We start from the raw sequence: 18523 nt of genomic DNA on the forward strand, positions 1-18523 counted from the left end.
TTTGAAAAAAGGTCTCCTTTTTGTTGGGTCTTGGCTCATTCTTTTCTTGAACTCATTTAGTCAACAGCTCAATGTTGGCCTTCCGATTTATGAAGAGTATTATCGGAGGCAACAGTTGGCTGGAGAGCTAGGTGGTATGCATTCCTTTATGGTTCGTCCATTGAGGTTGCCAGAATTAAAAAAGGATTTGGAGGACGATCTATTTCTCCAAATCATCGAAGAAGACACGAAAATAAGTTTATTAACTCTTCCTTTAATTTCTCGAAATACCTACAATTCCAAGAGGCCTTACGGTTGGGGTAATAAAGGGATGCTACCCAATGTTGGGTTTCAGACATATCTAAGTACAGGGATATTTGCAAAACTTGGATTTTTTGAATTGCAATTGCAGCCGGAGTTTGTTTTTGGACAAAACAGGCCATTTGTAGGCTTTGGGAGTGATTTTTCTACCCCAGTTCTACAATCAAGGTTCTTTTATTGGAATAATGGAGATAACCCTGAGCGATTTGGGACTAGCCCAAATAATCGGCTATGGTGGGGACAATCTTCAGCAAAATTGAATTTTGGCGCCTTCGCTATTGGGATTTCAACCGAAAATATTTGGTGGGGACCAGGGCAATTCAATTCACTGACATTTAGCGATAATGCAGAAGGTTTTCCGCATATTACGCTAGAGACCAAAAGGCCAGCAAAAACCTTTCTTGGGAATTTTGAAGGTCAATTGATCGTGGGGCGTCTGGAAAATAGTTTGCAGCCACCTACACAAATTGATTTTTTGAATCAACGATACTTCAAAGAATTTGATGGGGATTGGCGTTATTTAAATGGGATTTCAATCAGTTATAACCCCATATTTCTCCCAAATCTGTTTTTTGGTTTTAGTAGGACCTTTCAACAATACAATAGTCTTAAAGGAGACAAGTTTTTAGATTGGTTTCCGATTTTTGAAGTATTTCAAAAAGAAGGCTTGTTTTCAAATGGTAATTCCGTTAGCTATGATAGCAAAGGTCAGGATCAGCAAGTTGTAGTTTCTTTTAGATACTTGGTTCCCTCTGCCAAATTTGAAATTTATGGAGAATATGGGCGTAGAGATCACGCTTTTAATTGGCGGGAGTTTATTCTTAATCCCGAACATGCCCGAGCATATTTGATAGGCTTTCAAAAATTAATTTCCTTAAACAAAGGGGATGATTTCCTTCAAATAAGAGGAGAATACACCCACCAGCAGGAATCTGTCAATCGATACATTCGGTATCCTGGCCTAATAGGTAATCAGACTTGGCATACGCACGGGCTTGCACGAGGCTTTGTGAATAGAGGGGAAGCTTTGGGAGTAGGGGCCGGAGTGGGATCGAATGTAATGAGCTTTGAAGTATCAAAAGTCTCTAAACTCAATAAGCGGGGAATCCTTTTAGAACGTCTTGCAAATCATCAGGATTTCTTCTACCGTGCGTTTGGTAGAAGTTCTGGGAGACAGCCATGGATTGACTACAGTATCGGTTTATTGTGGGATCAATCTTTCGAAAAATTGACTTTGGGGACTAAAATTCAACTTATCTCCAGCTATAATTATCAATGGCAATCAAATTTATCAAGTAGTCGGGATTTTCCACAAAATGAGCTTGATTTAGCACTTTATTTTAATCTAAATCTTCTCTATCGGTTTGGGAATTGAAATTGGAAGTAGAGGTTTTTTTTCAAGCCTTTTCTATTAGTTTTGCCCTGAGTTTGAAGTGAGTAACTTTGGTACTCACTTTTTATCTTTTCTATCCTCAGTATAAGTTAATTTTGAGGGCTGAAAAGGCTTCTGAATGATAGACTTCTAGGTTTCAAGGTAAATTGGGACTGAAAGGGCGAAGCTGTACCGGATTTTAACTATTAACAATATTAGTTTTTATGCTTAAACCACTTAATGAATCAAAAATCGGCATCATAGGGCTTGGATATGTTGGCCTGCCGTTGGCCGTGGAGTTTGCCAAAAAATTCCCGGTAGTTGGGTTTGATATAGATCAAAAGAGAATAAATGACCTAAATGAGGGACACGATTTCACGCTGGAAGTGGAGGATGAATTACTCCAATCAGTGTTAGTGAAAAGTAGCCCAAAAATTGGGTCCAAGGGCCTTTTTAATACGGCTTTATCTGAGGATCTATCAGATTGTAATATTTACATTGTTACAGTTCCAACCCCTACAGATAGGCACAATCGCCCGGTATTGACTCCCATGATTAAGGCTTCAGAGAATATCGCAAAATATCTCAAAAAGGGAGATGTGGTCATCTATGAATCTACGGTATACCCAGGTGTGACAGAAGATGATTGTGTACCTGTTTTAGAAAGAATCTCAGGACTAAAATACAATGAGGACTTTTTTGCAGGCTATTCTCCAGAAAGAATCAATCCTGGAGATAAGGAGCATACAGTAGCAAAGATCTTAAAAGTGACGTCAGGAAGCACGCCGGAAGTTGCTGAGTACGTCGATCAGCTTTACAAAACCGTAATCATCGCAGGTACGCATAAGGCTTCTTCAATAAAGGTCGCTGAAGCAGCAAAAGTGATTGAAAACTCACAACGCGATATCAATATTGCTTTCGTGAATGAACTTTCAAAAATCTTCAATCTTTTGGGTATCGATACCAATGAGGTACTTGAGGCTGCCGGCACCAAGTGGAATTTCTTGAAGTTTAAGCCAGGCTTGGTAGGTGGACATTGTATTGGAGTAGACCCTTTTTATCTTGCTCAAAAAGCCCAAGAAGTAGGCTATCATCCAGAGATAATTTTAGCCGGTAGAAGACTCAATGACAGTATGGGTAAGCATGTGGCTACCGAAACGATCAAACACATGATGCGCAAGGATCTGAAAGTGATTGATTCAAAAGTTTTGATTTTGGGCTTTACTTTCAAAGAAGATTGCCCTGATGTGAGGAATACCCGCGTTATTGACATTTACAATGAGCTAAAGTCTTTTGACATGGATGTGGATGTCTTTGATCCTTGGGCCAATTCTCAGGAAGTAGCGCATGAATATGGATTGACTTTACTTCCCGAGTCCCCGCAACTTGAGGATTATTCTGCAATTATCTTAGCCGTGGCACATAAAGAATTTAAAGGCATGGATATTTCTAAATCTGCCAATCGAGTGGTTTTCGATGTGAAGGGGATTTTAGGGAAGGGTTTAGTCGATGCGAGACTTTAAATTTCCCAATAGTAAAGTCTAATATTTTACTAATTTTGAAACAAAATTTCTGAATAGAGTAATTCTCAAAATTCTTTTTATGCAAAAATTGATTAGACCAATAATTTTTGGGTTGGTACTCGTTGCCGCCCTTTTTTCTTGTGTTTCCAATAAAAAAGTGATTTACATGCAGGAGCTCGAGGAGTCTTTGGGGCCGCTTGTAGAGTCTAGTGATCGATATGGCTATCAAACAGAAGACTACCTTTTACAGGTCAATGATATTGTAGAAGTAAGTATCAAAACTACCGATCCAGAGCTTAATAAGGTTTTCAACGTGGTAGTAGCTGAAAACAACAATATGGCACAAATGGGAGGCTCTCAAGGCGCAGGGGATGCTTTCTTCATGAATGGTTACACGCTTGATGATCAAGGAATGGTAGAAATCCCCCTTGTTGGCGAGCTTAAATTTTTGGGATTGACAACCAGAGAAGCAAAAGAGCTTGTAGAGTCTAAGGTAGTTAAATATGTCAAGGAGGATGAATATTTCGTGCGCGTCAGATTAGGGGGGGTTCGATTTAGTGCTTTGGGAGAATTTAACCAATCAGGAAAATATACAATTCTCCAAAACAGGGTTACGATTTTTGAAGCAATTGCCTTCGCAGGTGATTTAAGTAGACTAGCCAAGCGAGATGAAGTTCTCCTTGTAAGACAATACCCTGATGGTTCTCAAATTCATAAAATCAATTTGCTTGACCGGGAGCTTTTAGGCTCCGAGTATTACTTTTTGAAGCCAAACGATATGATTTATGCCGAACCGATGAAAGTAAGGGAAATCGGTGCAGGGAATACCTTGGTAGAGACTTTGACGCTATTTACCACCACAGTGACAGCGATTGCGCTCATTTTGACTTTGATCCAAAATAATTAAAATATGTCTGTAGATCAGGAAGAAAATGATTTCCTACAGGAAGAAGAAAGCACCTTTGATTTAAAGGCGATTCTTCCCAAGATCCTGCGAATTTGGCCTTGGATTTTAGGCAGTTTACTTATTTCTTTAGGAATTGCGTTTTATATCACGCAAACTACTCCTCCAAACTTCAGGGTTTCCTCCAAATTTTTCATTAAAGAAAATGAAAAGGGATTGTCACTTTTCGAAAACCCAGCAATGATGCAGGAGCAGGGGATGGGTCTTACCAATGAGACGATTATTCTCAGGTCTCGCCCCATTGCTAAGGCTACTCTTGAAAAGCTTGATTTTCAGGTTGAATACTATCAGCAGGGCACTTTTATACTTCAAGAAATCTATAAAAAGACCCCGATTGTGGTAGAGGTAGATTGGAAGTCTCCTCAGTTGCTAAATGGACAAATTAAGGTGACTTGGACAGATGCTGAAAATTACACAATAGAGTTTCCGCAAGAAAGTTATACCCAACTCCTTCCTGACGGAAGCTATGACGCAGTTAGTAATTTGGAGCCCAAGACCTTTAAGTTTGGCGAGTGGGTAGAAACTCCTCAACTCAAAGTGAGGATAAATAATACCGCAGCTTCAAATGAGGGGAATTCCATCTTCATCCTGAGAGATCAAAACTATCTAGTGAATGTTTATTCTTTGGGTTTGATTGTTGAGTTGTCAGAAAAAGGTTCCTCCATTCTTGATTTGAGTCTCATGGTAAGGAATAGGGCTAAAGGAGAAACTTATCTCAATGCGCTGATGGAGACTTATCTTGAACTTGAGCTTCAGGAGAAAAATGAAATTGCCAATAGAACAATTGATTTTATAGACAGTCAGGTAGCGGGTGTTGCGGATTCTTTAAGTTCCTTTGAAGATCAATTGCAAGACTATCGATCATCCAATCAGATTTTCAACCTTTCCACTGAGTCTTCTGCAGTATTCGATCAGTTGACTGATATCGAAAGACAAATAGCAGAAGCTAGTCTTAAGCGTCGATATTATCAAAGCCTGAAAGATTATTTGGTTCGTGAAAATTACAACGAAATCGTGGTTCCATCGGGGTTAGGGATCGATGATCCGTATCTTAATGGATTGATCGAGAATCTTTTGGAAGTACAGGTAGAAAGGTCACGTCTCCTTGCCACTCAAACAGAACTGTCACCACAAGTCCGGGCAGCTAATCAAAGACTTGGCGACTTGAATACATCTATTCAAGAGATATTGACTAATGTGGAGAGCAATAACCTCATGACCATCAATGATCTTGAGAATAGAAAAAAAACTATTGAATCATCATTTAGAAGTCTTCCACAAGCTGAGCAGAACTTGATTAAATACCAGCGTCAAGCCACACTGACTGAGAATATATATAACTTCCTTTCTGAGAAAAGGGCAGAGTCTGCTATTTCAAAAGCTTCAAATACACCTGCTAACAAGATCATCGAATATGCTAGAGCAGGAATGCTTCAGATCTCACCAAAGCCTACCAGAAACTACCTGCTAGCTGGTTTTGCTGGTTTGTTTTTGCCTGTTTTGGTAGTGTTTGCTTTGGAGTTTTTCCGAACCAAAATAGAAGAACCTAAGTATCTTGAGCGAAAACTTAAAATTCCTGTTTTGTCTACTATTTTGTTTAATAAGACAAAGGAGAATCTAGTGGTTTTTGGAAATGGCAAATCAGGAATAGCAGAAGGTTTTCGTTCCTTGAGATCTAATATTAAGTTTTTGGTGCCTAAGGAAAAGCAACTGACTTTTATGATTACTTCCACCATTTCAGGTGAGGGAAAGACATTTTGTGCAATGAATTTAGCATCAGTCTATTCGTTGACTGGTAAAAAGACCATATTGATTGGCTGTGATATGAGAAAGCCTAAAATCTATGATGATTTTGGTTTGAAAAATGATATCGGGCTATCTACCTACCTAAGTGGACAAGAAGATGAGTGGTCCAAGGTGGTCAAGCATTCCAATTATGAAAACCTTGACTTAATCGTGGCAGGTCCAATTCCTCCCAATCCATCAGAACTTCTGTTTTCAGTCAATTTTGAGAAGTTGATCAATGAATTGAAGGCTGAATATGATGTAATCATTTTGGATACTCCACCAGTGGGTTTGGTTTCGGAAACCCTCGACCTACTTACACTTGTGGATTTCACTCTGTTTGTGTTTAGACAAAACTACTCCGATAAATCCTTCATCGATGCAGTGAATGGGCTGAAAGAGCAGAAAGGGGTCAAGAATATTTATGCAATTTTCAATGGCTTGGATGCCACCAAAGTGTCATATGGAGGGTATGGATATTCATATGGATATGGGTATGGATACTACGATACTGACAAGAAACAGAAAAAGCGATTTCGCATTTAATTTAGATTTTTGAAAAGTTTCATCACTAAGTATTTCAGATATTTCTCGTTTTTTTACGAGTATCTAGGTAATAAAGTCATTCTTCTGATAGTTTCCAGCCTATTCGTAGGTTTATTGGATGGGTTTGGTTTAGCACTATTTATTCCTGTATTTACCATAGCCGCAGATGGAATCACCGAGGAAAACAGACAAGCCCTTGGGAATCTCGACTTTCTTTTAGACTGGATTGAGAAGTTGGGCTTTGGACTGAATCTCAACGTTATACTCGGCGTAATGGTCAGTTTATTTGTCCTGAAGTCAATTTTGAAGTTTTTCGACGGGATCTTGAAGACAAAACTTCAGATGGAATTTGTCAAAAAGCTCCGGTATGAAATGGTAGAGGGACTTGGCGGAATGAGCTACAAAAACTTTGTAAATCTTGACGCAGGTAAAATTCAAAACACTCTTTCCGGCGAAGTATTCAAGGTTACTTATAGCTTTTTGACTTATTTCAGTACCATACAGTTCATGGTACTGCTGTCGGTTTATGTGACGCTAGCGATGCTTTCCAATTTTCAGTTTGCGATCCTAGTTAGTATTGGTGGATACCTTTCCAATTTTCTTTTTAAGATTATTTTTAGATTTACTGAGAAAGCATCGGTTGGTGTGACCGCATTCAACCATGAATTTCAGTCTTATCTGATTCAGGCAGTTCATAACTTCAAGTATTTGAAGGCAACAGACTACTTTGCCAAGTATAAGCTGAAGCTGAAGGCTATTATTGACTCCATAGAAGTTCAGCAACGTAAAATTGGGATTTACAATGCTTTTCTTTCCTCTACTCGAGAGCCGATAGTTCTCATTATTGTAGCGGTGGTGATTTTGGTGCAGGTCAATCTGATGGGAGGTCAGATGGCGACTATTCTTGCCTCACTTTTATTCTTTTACCGAGCCTTAAATTATGTCATATCACTTCAAACTAGTTGGCAAGGATTTGTCGCACATTATGGAGGAATAGTTGCGGCGATGGAATTGATGGAGGAGTTTCGTTCGCTAAAAGAGTCTACTGGAAAAAGGCCTGAAATTGAGCAAATCAAAGAAATCCAACTTCAAAATCTTTCCTTCGAATATAAGCAGGATATACCAGTGCTAAAGCAGGTCAATTTAGAAGTAGAGAGACTCAAAACGCTCGCCTTAGTGGGAGGCTCAGGAAGTGGCAAAACCACGATGGTAAACTTAATTATCGGACTCTTGGAACCTGTATCCGGTGAAATTCTTATCAACGGACAAACTCGAAGTAGTTTTGATAAAGCTTCTTACCGAAAGCGATTCGGGTACATCACTCAAGAGCCAGTCATTTTTAATGATAATATCTTCAATAATGTTACATTTTGGGATGAGCGATCTCCAGAAAATTTAGCAAAATTTGAGGAAGCAATTCGCCTTGCTAATATCAATACCTTTGTTAATTCCCTTCCTGAAAAGGAAAATACGAAATTGGGGGACAATGGAATGCTGGTGAGTGGTGGGCAAAAACAACGGATCTCCATAGCTAGGGAACTATATAAAAATGTAGACGTCTTGATTCTGGATGAGGCCACTTCCGCATTAGACAGCGAGACTGAGCGCTCAATCCAGGAAAATATTGACAATCTTCGAGGAAAATACACTATTATCATCGTAGCCCATAGACTCAGTACGGTGAAGAAAGCGGATAAAATACTCGTTTTGGATTCAGGGGATATAGTGGGTGAAGGGAATTTTGAATCACTTGTCAATTCTAGTAAGGTCTTCAAAAGAATGGTAGAACTACAGGAATTTTGATCAAAGAAGATAAAAGGCAATTTTTCAAAATCTTACTTTCCCCAATTGGTCTACCCACTAAAAGTATTGGGAGTTGGACCAATAGAATTCAAAGATTTCAGGAGAAAACAGGATATTTTGATAGCATTATTTCTCCAACTCCTTCTCCAGATCAACTTCATGTTTTCGCGGAAAAGAGGCAGCCTGGGAAGCTTTTAAAGCTCATTTTAAGAAACAATCTTCAGGCTTTTCGCTACAGAAAATTTTTAGACGCAGTCCTTTCTTTTGGATCCTTGTCTCAGCCTCTTCAGATCCTCGTGATGGATGATAAAAACCTGCTGGAAGCTCTCGTTTCCATCAAGCTTAATCTTCCCAAGCACTCGGAAATTATTTTTTCTTTTCATGGACATCGACTATTGCTGGGTCCTTATCTTGCTGATCGGGTTGATAAAGTTCTTTTTTTGACAAAGCGAGGCTATCTAGAGACTTTCGAAGCAAACCATCAGCATCCTCCACTTTCATTTGTTGTGGGAAATGGTGTGCGTAGTGACTTATTCTTCCCGATTTCTAGATCTGAAAAACACAAGCAGCGAGAAGCATTAGGCTTTTCTGTGGACAATCCCATTATCATTTGGATGGCCAATTCTCGGCCTGTAAAAGGCTTTCACTTGTTCAAAAAGGTGATTGCTGTTCTTTTGAAAAAATATCCCAACCTTCAAGTTTTAAGCATTGGGCACGAACCTGATGAATCCATTTCCTATCCCAATTGGCATCAACTTGGTAAGGTGCCCAACGAAAAATTACCTAAATATCTCCAAATAGGAGATTTTTATTTTTTCACTTCTTTGTGGCAAGAAGGCTTTGGACTTTCGCTTGCTGAAGCTGTCAAATGCGGAAATTTCGCATTAGCCTCAAATGCGGGAGGAATACCTGATGTAGTATCAGGCTGTCCCTTAGCAGAATTAGTAATGGAGCCAAATAGTATTTCCTGTTGGGTGGATACTTTTGATAAGCTTCTCACCAAAAAGTCCAGTAATACTATCAGTGATGAGGAAATGAGAGATTGGCTTTCAAACTGGCATGATTATCAGGCTTGGGAAAGGAAATATTTACATGCGCTTGAATCCTAGTCTATGTGTGGGATAGTCGGAAAATATTCTCTTAAAGGTTCTATATCAAATGATGATGAACAAAGGCTAAAGCTCGCTTTGGATTTACAGAATCATAGAGGCCCTGACGCAAAGGGGATTTGGAGAGGAGATTCTGCGATCTTTGGACATAATAGACTTTCCATCATTGATCTTTCTCAGGCAGCTGATCAACCGCTTTACAGGGCTGATTTGGGATTGAGAATCATATTTAATGGTGAAATCTATAATTACCAGCTGCTTAGAAGTTCTTTGCAAAAACAGGGGTACGAATTCACAACAACTTCCGATACGGAGGTAATTCTGGCGGCTTATGCTCATTGGGGAAAAGGACTCTGTGAATACCTGACGGGTATGTTTGCATTTGCTATTTGGGATGAGCAGAATGAAGAGCTGTTTATAGCAAGAGATCGATTTGGAGAGAAACCCATCTTTTTTATAAATCATGGTGATGGTTTTTATTTTGCCTCTGAGTTGAATGCTCTGAGAACCATTTACCCGAGGGAGTTGACGATTAATCAGGATGCTGTCATAGACCTTGTCGAGTATCTTTATATCAATTTACATCACTCTATTTATCAAGAGGTAAGCGTATTTCCTCCAGCCTCCACGCTTTCGATTTCCAAAGATGGAGCCAAGAATTGGGGTCAATATTACAACTGCCCCACCCAAGTTGGAGAGAATATTGATTTTGATTCGCTGAAAAAACAGACAAAAGAGAAACTGTTCCAAACAGTGGAAAGAGAACTGCATGCTGATGTACCGGTAGCAACTTTTCTCAGTGCCGGAGTAGATTCTGGCTTGATCACTGCTATAGCTCACGAGATCAAACCAGACTTGCAAGCTGTGACGATGGCTACTAATGAAGAGGCCACGGATGAGACCGATGGAGCAAAGTCTTTAGCTAGAAAACTCGGGATAAGGCATGAAATTGTTCCGGTAAACACAGATTCTCTAGAAGTATTGGGTAAAATACTTACTGATATTCAGCCTTTGGCGGATGCCTCATTAATTCCCAGTTTCATGGTAACGGAGCAAATTAAGGATAGATATACGGTGATGCTTTCAGGAGATGGAGGGGATGAGATATTCGGTTCTTACAATCGGCCAAATCGATATCTGAAACTGAAGCGAAAAAGTATACCAGGTGGGCAACAGTTTATTGATTGGGCATTCTCAGTCAAGAATCCAGCCCTTTCTGGCAAACTAATGTCCTTTCTCAATGACGAAAAAAGGATGTTACTGAATGGATGGCAGGGCTTATATTCGCGTCATAATCTCTCTGGCGCGAGTCTTTTTCAATGTATATTTCGGTCAGGAAAAGAGCAGAACTATCCAAAATCTTTGATCCCATCTCTCGAAATAGACTATAAAGGGAATTTGGAGAAACTTACATTTGGACTGGATGTGAAAACCCGACTCCCTGGAGATTTTCTTTTTAAAGTAGATAGTGCCGCTATGCACTCCTCGGTGGAAGTGAGAGCTCCTTTTCTCGATCATGAGTTAGTTGACTTCCTATCTAAGGTTCCAGTGGAATCGCTGATGCCAAATGGGGTGGACAAAGAGTTGAGTAAGTCGCTTCTTTCTGACTATAGTGGCGAATCTTGGCATCCTCCCAAGCGTGGTTTTACGATTCCTTATTGGCTTTATTTACAAGGTCCATGGGGAGATCAATTAGAATCGTTTCTTGATGAGGGTTTATCCGAATCTTATTTTAATTTTAATAAGGAAGGAATTCGCTCCATTCTTCAGCAGCATAGACAGCGACCAAATAGTACCTATGCACGTATTCTATTTTCATTATTGATTCTCGAAATCTGGCTGAGAGTATTTCATTTGAAAAAAGAACTGGTCTTTCTTTCCAAAAAGCAAAAAATAAAATGATCATCGCAGAAATAGCCCAAGCCCATGATGGAAGCCTTGGAAATGCCTATGCTTACATTGAAGCATTAGCTGCGACAGGGGTTGACGCTATTAAATTCCAAACTCACATCGCCGAGGCTGAGAGTTCAATCCACGAGCCATTTCGGGTGAAATTTTCAAAGCAGGATGCTACCAGATTTGAGTATTGGAAGCGAATGGAGTTTACTTTGGATCAATGGAAGGGCCTCAAGGCACACGCTGATTCTCATGGTATAGAACTGATTTCATCTCCATTTAGCAATCTTGCAGTCGATTGGCTCGAAGAAATTGGTGTAAAGCGATATAAAATAGGGTCTGGTGAGGTTTCCAACTGGTTAATGCTTGAAAAAATTGCTAAAACCGGAAAACCTATCATTCTGAGTTCAGGGATGAGTAGCTGGGAGGAATTGGATCAAACAATAGAGTTTTTGAAAAAGTATGGAAACTCCCTATCTATTTTACAATGTACAACAGCTTACCCCACTGCTCCAGAGCAATGGGGACTCAATGTAATTCAAGAGTTAAAGGACAGATACCAATTGCCCATTGGTTTTTCTGATCATAGCGGAGATATTTTTGCATGTATATCAGCTGCCTCTTTAGGAGCAGAGATATTCGAATTTCATGTTGTTTTTGATAAAAGACAGTTTGGGCCTGATACTCCTGCCAGTATCACTATAGATCAGACAGAGCAAATGGTGAAGGGCATTAAGGCTATTCAAAAAGCACTGAAAAACCCTATCGATAAAACTCAGATCAAGCCTTTTCAAGATTTAAAGAAGATTTTTGAAAAAAGTTTGGCTGTCAATCGTGCAATGAAAAAAGGAGACATCATCCAGCCTGAATTTTTGGAAAGCAAAAAACCGAAAGGCTTTGGAATAGATGCAAAGGACTACGCCGATGTAATTGGAAAAAAATTAAACAAAGATCTTTCTCAGTGGGGTTTTTTAAATTGGGAGGATCTTGAAAGCTAATATGAACAAACGAAAAATCTGTGTTGTAGTCACTGCAAGGCCATCTTATTCCAGGATTATGACGGCCCTTCAAGCTATCAAGGAGCATCCTGACTTGGAGCTTCAACTGGTAGTCGCGGCCTCGGCACTATTAGACCGATATGGGTCTGCTATCAATTATATCCAAAATGATGGCTTTGAGATTGCAGCTAAGGTATTCAATGTCCTAGAAGGAGAGAATCTCACTGCAGCGGCCAAAACAACCGGGATCGGAATTCTTGAATTATCTACTGTCTTTGATAATTTATCTCCTGATATAGTCGTCACGGTTGCAGATAGGTTTGAAACTATGGCAACAGCTATCTCTGCTAGCTATATGAATATCCCGCTCGCCCATGTTCAAGGTGGAGAAGTGACTGGAAATATTGATGAAAAGGTACGGCATTCTATCACCAAGCTTGCAGATTATCATTTTGTCGCATCTGAAAGTGCGCAGCAGCGGGTAATTAGACTTGGAGAAGATCCAGAATATGTATTTAATACAGGTTGTCCAAGTATTGATTTAGCAGCTAGAATTCTCGAACGACCTGATTTTAATTTCGATCCATATCTCAAATATGGGGGAGTGGGCTCCAGACCTGATTTGTCCAAAGGATACTGGGTGGTTATGCAGCATCCGGTCACTACTGAGATTCAAAAATCAAGGGCCCAAATTGAAGAGACGCTTCATGCAGTGTACGATCTTAATGAGCCTGTTCTTTGGTTTTGGCCAAATGTTGATGCGGGAGCAGATGGTACAAGTACGGGTATCAGGGCGTTTAGAGAAATGCATGATTTGGAAAATTTCCATTTTTTCAAAAATATGGAGCCAAATGATTTTTTGAGATTATTGATCAATTCAAAAGGGTTGATAGGCAATAGTAGTGTAGGAATTCGAGAGTGTGCCTACTTAGGAGTACCGGTAGTGAATATTGGAAGTAGACAAAATGCTCGCGATAGAGGTCATAATGTCCTCGATGTGACTTATAACAGAGATCAGATTTTTGACGCAATCAAATCTCATCAGCAAAACGGAAAAGCAGACTCATCTCATGTATATGGAGGAGGGGATGCTGGTACCAAAATAGCCGAATTATTGGCTTCATTACCACTTCGTTTTCATAAAACGATCATGTATTGACTAAAATAAAACAGTATGGTTAGGAGTGATTTTGATATTAGAGATGCTCGAGGACTAGAAGATATAGTAGATTGCATCGAAGAAGGTACTTACGGCGAAGCACCAAAGAACTTAATTTCATTTTTAGATAGCTTGCCACAAACTCCTGCCATGAACTTTCTTAGGACACTGACTGTCCCCTTTTTATTTCATGATTTTGAGGATAATATTCACCTCGACAATGATCCGATCAGCCATTTTTCTAATACACTCCTTGAGTTGAAAGAGAAAATAATGGGCCTGGTAGCTATGGGGAATTATGAGAGAGTCTTTTCTGGAGCGCTTGAATATACTCCTGAGGATACCTTTGCCAAAGAAATAAAGGTGCATACAGGCCAACATTATGGGACTTTATTCAGTGCTTTTGACTCCAAAAGCTATTTTGAGGAAGCCAAAAAGTTACTGGAACTGCGATTAAAGCGAAATGGAATCTCTTTTTCAGACTTAAGCAAGTTGACCGTACTTGATCAAGGCTGTGGGGGTGGTCGGTACACCACAGCGTGGAAATTACTAGGCTCTAAGGCTTGTATCGGGATTGATTTTTCAGAGATAGGGCTGGAAGATGCCAAAAAAAGAGTTTCAATGGCCAATATCGATAATGTAGATTTTGTACAAGGATCAGTATTAGAAATGCCCTTTGACGAGGATACTTTCGATATTGTTTACAGTAACGGGGTGTTGCATCATACAGAAGATTGGAAAAAAGGCATTTCTGAACAGCTGAGGGTATTAAAATCAGGTGGATGGGGTTGGCAATATTTAATCGAGAAACCAGGGGGTATTTTTTGGGATCAAATTGAAATTCTAAGGGCAATCCTTCGTAAAGTGCCAAAACCTTTTGCCCAGCAAACCCTGAAGGGGCTAGGTATCCCCCCGAATCGAATTTTTTATATGCTTGACCATGTGATGGTTCCTATCAATACTCGAATTACCCCTGATGAACTTTCCGAAGAATTAGAAAGAAATGGTGCGATTGAAATAGTTCGATTGAATAGAGGTGCTGATTTTGATAGAGTAGAGCATATCTATCAAAACGTACCGGGAGCCAAAGAAAAATTCGGAGTAGGGGAAAACAGATTTGTATTTAAGAAAGGATGAGATCGAGCCTGTCTGAGGCAGATAGGCATGAAGGACTCCACGCTATTGGGATGACGGTCAATAACCCGAGATTCTCCCGAATCGTGTTCGGGACAGGCCATCTGACTGCTATAAACCAATTATAACCATATGAAAATGCCTTTTTCGAAATAATGAAAATTCTAGGCCTTATTCCAGCTCGAGGTGGGTCCAAGGGTATTCCCGGGAAAAATATCAAACTCCTAAACGGTAAGCCTCTTTTAGCTTATACCTTTGAATCAGCTCAGAAAAGCAGTTTATTATCTAAAACTATCCTGAGCTCAGATGATGCGGAGATTATTCAAACCGCTCAAGAACTAGGATTGGAGGTGCCTTTTGTCAGGCCAGCAGATCTAGCTGATGATAAAAGCCCTACATTACCGGTAATTCAGCATGCACTAAGATTTTTTTTGGAAAAGGGAGAGAACTTTGATGCAGTTTGCCTGCTACAAACTACTTATCCTTTCAGAGCTTCAGGATTGATAGATAAAGCCATTGAGAAATTTATCCAAATGGACGCGGATGCGCTGATTTCAGTTTTGCCGGTACCTCATGAGTTCAACCCCCATTGGGTATTCGAGCCAGATAATTCAGGGCTACTTAATATCTCCACTGGCGAGAAAAAAATAATTTCCCGACGTCAAGATTTACCTCCTGCATACATTCGGGATGGAGCTATTTATCTCACTAAGGCAAAAACACTATTGGAAGAGGGCTCTTTATATGGTGATAGTTTAACCTATTTCGAGACAGACCCATCTAATTATGTCAATTTAGATACCTTTCAAGATTGGCAAAAAGCAGAAGAATTGGTTTTAAGATTATCCCCCAAAATCTAAATGTGCGGAGTTGCAGCTATTGTAGGGCCTAAGGCTAGTCTTCAGAATCTCGAAGGAATGCTTGCCTTGCAGCATCATAGAGGGCCTGATTTTACAGGATATTGGGTTGAACCAAATCAAATTGCCCTTGGTCATAATAGACTCTCAATTATTGACCTCTCGGCTGCTGCTAATCAGCCTTTTGTGTCCTCGGATGGAAGATACCACTTGGTTTTCAATGGAGAGATTTACAATTACCTTGAATTAAAGCAAAAACTTCGTTTTGATTTTGAATTCAAAACCAATTCTGATACGGAGGTACTACTTGCTGCATTTATAAAATGGGGCAAAGAATGCCTTGCAGAATTAAATGGGATGTTCGCTTTTATCATTTGGGATAAAAAAGACCAATCCCTTTTTGCTGCTAGAGACCGATTTGGGGTGAAGCCATTATATTTTTCCCAGCTTGCAGATTCTCTGATTTTGAGTTCTGAGATTCGTCCTCACTGGCAAATTGGTATTCCCAAAGTTCCAAATTCTGATGTTTGGCATTCCTATTTGACAAAAGGACAATATGGTATGCCTGACGAGACATTCTGGAAAGGAATTCATCAAATCCCTGGAGGTCACTACCTGACCTTAAAAAATGGTGATATTGAAATTCGATCCTGGTATGACTTCGTTGCCAGGTCTATGGCACTGATTAATCATCAGGAAAATGATGAGGAAGCTTACATTCTTGATTTGCTCAAGGACTCCGTCCGGCTAAGGTTTAGGGCAGATGTTCCAGTTGGCTTTAATTTGAGTGGAGGACTTGATTCCAGCACTTTGTTGGCATTAGTTTCTGATGCTTATCCAGATGAAAAAAAAATAGAGGCATTTACGTTCTTCACAGGTGATGAGCGATATGACGAACTTCCTTGGGTTCGGCAGATGCTTGTTGGAAAGCCTTACCCTCTGAATACCTGTAAGCTGGAAGTATCAGATATCCCTTACCTCACTCAGAAAATAGCCTCGGTTCAGGATGAACCTTTTGGAGGTATTCCTACTCTTGCCTATGCTAAGGTATTTGAAGAAGCGAGAAAGAAAGGGTTTTTGGTTTTGTTGGATGGTCAAGGCTCTGATGAGGCCTGGGCAGGCTATGATTATTATTTAAAAAACACTACATCCTTGATTCAGGGGACTAATACCTCGCCCGTTAGGCCTGAAGCCCTCACGAATAGCTTAAAGAGCATGGGGAGCAGAGAAATACCTATGCCATTCTCTGATGAACTGTTGAACAAACAATTTCGAGATATATTCTACACAAAAATCCCTCGGGCACTTAGGTTTAATGATAGGGTAAGTATGGCTTTTAGTACTGAGTTGCGCGAACCTTTCTTGGATTATAGGCTGGTTGAATACGTCTTTTCAAGATCCAGGGATTTTAAAATTAAAGATGGTCAGCAAAAATGGCTCCTACGGAAAATTGCTGCTAAATACTTGGGAGATGATATCGCTCTAGCTCCCAAAAGACCACTTCAGACTCCTCAGCGTGAATGGCTTGGTGGTCCACTAGCCTCATGGGTAGAAGAAAAAATGGAATTTCTCAAAGCAAATATTGATTGGTTTGATCCAGAAAGCTTAGATGTGATTTGGAAGGAGTATAAAAATGGAAATCAAGAGAACAGTTTTTACATCTGGCAGTGGGTAAATACAGCAGAGGTATTGCAATGAAGCGAATTTGTTTTTTAATCCCCGACGGCGTTGGTATTCGCAACTATCTGTATTCTGATATACTTCGAGATTTAAAATTAGAAGGTTTTGAGCTTTCTGTTTGGCATGGTCTTGATCCAAAAATCATAGATCAATCCCAACTAAGAATAGGTTTTAGGCCGGAATCTTTTCCCCTTGCTACCTTCAAAGAAGATGCAGTCACTCAGCTTTTCAGGGAATCTACCTGCTATGCTCGTCTATTGAGGGGACAAGAAATCACTTCAAACCCCACAATTCTTTCGAATTGGCATAATGGGAAATTCTCTTTTCAAAAGAAAATGCTCATTAAGCTTTCTGAATTGCTAGGTGGGACATTTAGGAAATATGAGAATATTTTACAAACAGAAAAGCTTCTAGTTTCGCGACTAAGAGGCAGTCAGGCATATAAAATTTATAAAAAGCAGCTTTCTGAAATCAAGCCTGATGTTTTGTTTTGTACTCATCAACGAATGCCGGCTGCGACACCTGCGATGCTGGCAGCATCAGATCTCGGCATCAAGACAGTAACAGCTATTTTTTCTTGGGATAATTTGCCAAAAGCAAGGCTTGCAATGCGCCCGGATTACTATCTAGTGTGGTCTGAATATATGGCAAAGGAACTACAGTTTTTTTATCCAGAAATCAAGGAAGACCAAATACGTGTCACTGGAACCCCTCAGTTTGACTTCTATACAAAGACTGATGATATCATGTCCAGGGAAGAATTTGCAGCCGAATTTGGACTTGACCCTGAAAAGAAATGGGTTTGTTTTTCAGGAGATGATGCTAAAACTTCACCTCACGATTCCTCCTATCTCAGAGATGTGGCAGAGGCACTCGCTGATCAGCAAGATATACAGCTTATTTTCAGACAAGTACCAGTAGAAACCACGGCAAGATATAGCAAAGTTCTGGAGGATTTTCCGAAGGTGGTTCATATCAACCCTTTCTGGGAAAAGGGGAAATATTGGCAACAGTTTTTCCCATATCCAAAGGATGTTTCGCACTTGGTAAATTTGGCCTATCACTGTGCTACGGTAATCAACATTGGTTCCACAATGGCATTGGATTTTGCGCTTTTTGATCATCCTGGCCTTTTTTTGAAATATGATCATGATAAAAATCAAGAGTGGAAAACCGAAACAGTTTATCGGTTTCAGCACTTCAAGTCTATGGATGGGCTTGATGCAGTTGGCTGGATTAATTCCAAGGATGAAATCCAGACTAAAGTCCGACTAGCAATCGATCATCCAGATAAAATAGCCACCGACCGACAAGTGTGGCTTAAAAAAATAACTGTAGACCCAAGGGTACAACCTGCCTCTAATAGGATTCTACATGAATTAAAAAACCTGATCTAA

At 39.9% G+C, this 18523-nt stretch carries 13 protein-coding genes; all 13 read left to right on the top strand.

Annotated elements, in window-relative coordinates:
* The first annotated feature begins 1 nt into the window (after window position 1).
* Window positions 2-1675, top strand: coding sequence for a capsule assembly Wzi family protein (locus G457_RS0100675; protein WP_081701359.1), 1674 nt, complete (start codon window positions 2-4; stop codon window positions 1673-1675).
* A 221-nt stretch (window positions 1676-1896) separates the two neighbouring features.
* Window positions 1897-3195 (top strand): nucleotide sugar dehydrogenase, encoded by a 1299-nt coding sequence (locus G457_RS0100680; protein WP_026944755.1) that lies wholly within the window; start codon window positions 1897-1899, stop codon window positions 3193-3195.
* Between the two features lie 79 nt (window positions 3196-3274).
* On the top strand, window positions 3275-4102 hold the full coding sequence (locus tag G457_RS0100685) for a polysaccharide biosynthesis/export family protein (protein WP_246628781.1): 828 nt from the start codon (window positions 3275-3277) through the stop codon (window positions 4100-4102).
* 3 nt (window positions 4103-4105) lie between these two features.
* Window positions 4106-6490, top strand: coding sequence for a GumC family protein (locus G457_RS0100690; protein ID WP_026944757.1), 2385 nt, complete (start codon window positions 4106-4108; stop codon window positions 6488-6490).
* A gap of 9 nt (window positions 6491-6499) precedes the next feature.
* A complete protein-coding gene (locus tag G457_RS0100695) occupies window positions 6500-8293 on the top strand; it encodes an ABC transporter ATP-binding protein (RefSeq protein WP_026944758.1) in 1794 nt (597 codons plus the stop codon).
* On the top strand, window positions 8290-9402 hold the full coding sequence (locus G457_RS0100700; RefSeq protein WP_026944759.1) for a glycosyltransferase family 4 protein: 1113 nt from the start codon (window positions 8290-8292) through the stop codon (window positions 9400-9402). The genes G457_RS0100695 and G457_RS0100700 overlap by 4 nt, the downstream gene beginning before the upstream one ends.
* A gap of 3 nt (window positions 9403-9405) precedes the next feature.
* Window positions 9406-11304: an asparagine synthase (glutamine-hydrolyzing) gene (asnB, locus tag G457_RS0100705; protein WP_026944760.1), complete on the top strand. Its 1899-nt coding sequence runs from the start codon at window positions 9406-9408 to the stop codon at window positions 11302-11304.
* Window positions 11301-12296: an N-acetylneuraminate synthase family protein gene (locus G457_RS0100710; RefSeq protein ID WP_026944761.1), complete on the top strand. Its 996-nt coding sequence runs from the start codon at window positions 11301-11303 to the stop codon at window positions 12294-12296. The genes asnB (G457_RS0100705) and G457_RS0100710 overlap by 4 nt, the downstream gene beginning before the upstream one ends.
* 1 nt (window position 12297) lies before the next feature.
* Complete coding sequence (gene neuC, locus G457_RS0100715) at window positions 12298-13455, top strand: UDP-N-acetylglucosamine 2-epimerase (protein ID WP_026944762.1); 1158 nt, start codon at window positions 12298-12300, stop codon at window positions 13453-13455.
* 15 nt (window positions 13456-13470) lie between these two features.
* Window positions 13471-14592 carry a class I SAM-dependent methyltransferase gene (locus G457_RS22125; protein WP_026944763.1) on the top strand — a complete coding sequence of 374 codons (1122 nt, stop codon included), beginning with the start codon at window positions 13471-13473 and terminating at the stop codon, window positions 14590-14592.
* 152 nt (window positions 14593-14744) lie between these two features.
* Window positions 14745-15449, top strand: coding sequence for an acylneuraminate cytidylyltransferase family protein (locus tag G457_RS0100725; protein WP_026944764.1), 705 nt, complete (start codon window positions 14745-14747; stop codon window positions 15447-15449).
* Entirely contained in the window at window positions 15450-17144 is a 1695-nt protein-coding gene (gene asnB / locus G457_RS0100730) for an asparagine synthase (glutamine-hydrolyzing) (RefSeq protein ID WP_026944765.1), read from the top strand. It begins immediately after the preceding gene.
* Window positions 17141-18523 (top strand): MGDG synthase family glycosyltransferase, encoded by a 1383-nt coding sequence (locus G457_RS0100735; protein WP_026944766.1) that lies wholly within the window; start codon window positions 17141-17143, stop codon window positions 18521-18523. Before asnB (G457_RS0100730) ends, G457_RS0100735 begins: the two co-directional genes overlap by 4 nt.

Source organism: Algoriphagus marincola DSM 16067 (assembly GCF_000429405.1).
In the GTDB taxonomy this organism is placed as follows: domain Bacteria; phylum Bacteroidota; class Bacteroidia; order Cytophagales; family Cyclobacteriaceae; genus Algoriphagus; species Algoriphagus marincola.

Coding starts and splice junctions, on each gene's coding strand:
- G457_RS0100725 (WP_026944764.1), top strand. CDS start 14,745: ATGAAAATTCTAGGCCTTATTCCAGCTCGAGGTGGGTCCAAGGGTATT.
- asnB (WP_026944765.1), top strand. CDS start 15,450: ATGTGCGGAGTTGCAGCTATTGTAGGGCCTAAGGCTAGTCTTCAGAAT.
- G457_RS22125 (WP_026944763.1), top strand. CDS start 13,471: ATGGTTAGGAGTGATTTTGATATTAGAGATGCTCGAGGACTAGAAGAT.
- G457_RS0100735 (WP_026944766.1), top strand. CDS start 17,141: ATGAAGCGAATTTGTTTTTTAATCCCCGACGGCGTTGGTATTCGCAAC.
- asnB (WP_026944760.1), top strand. CDS start 9,406: ATGTGTGGGATAGTCGGAAAATATTCTCTTAAAGGTTCTATATCAAAT.
- G457_RS0100710 (WP_026944761.1), top strand. CDS start 11,301: ATGATCATCGCAGAAATAGCCCAAGCCCATGATGGAAGCCTTGGAAAT.
- neuC (WP_026944762.1), top strand. CDS start 12,298: ATGAACAAACGAAAAATCTGTGTTGTAGTCACTGCAAGGCCATCTTAT.
- G457_RS0100685 (WP_246628781.1), top strand. CDS start 3,275: ATGCAAAAATTGATTAGACCAATAATTTTTGGGTTGGTACTCGTTGCC.
- G457_RS0100690 (WP_026944757.1), top strand. CDS start 4,106: ATGTCTGTAGATCAGGAAGAAAATGATTTCCTACAGGAAGAAGAAAGC.
- G457_RS0100680 (WP_026944755.1), top strand. CDS start 1,897: ATGCTTAAACCACTTAATGAATCAAAAATCGGCATCATAGGGCTTGGA.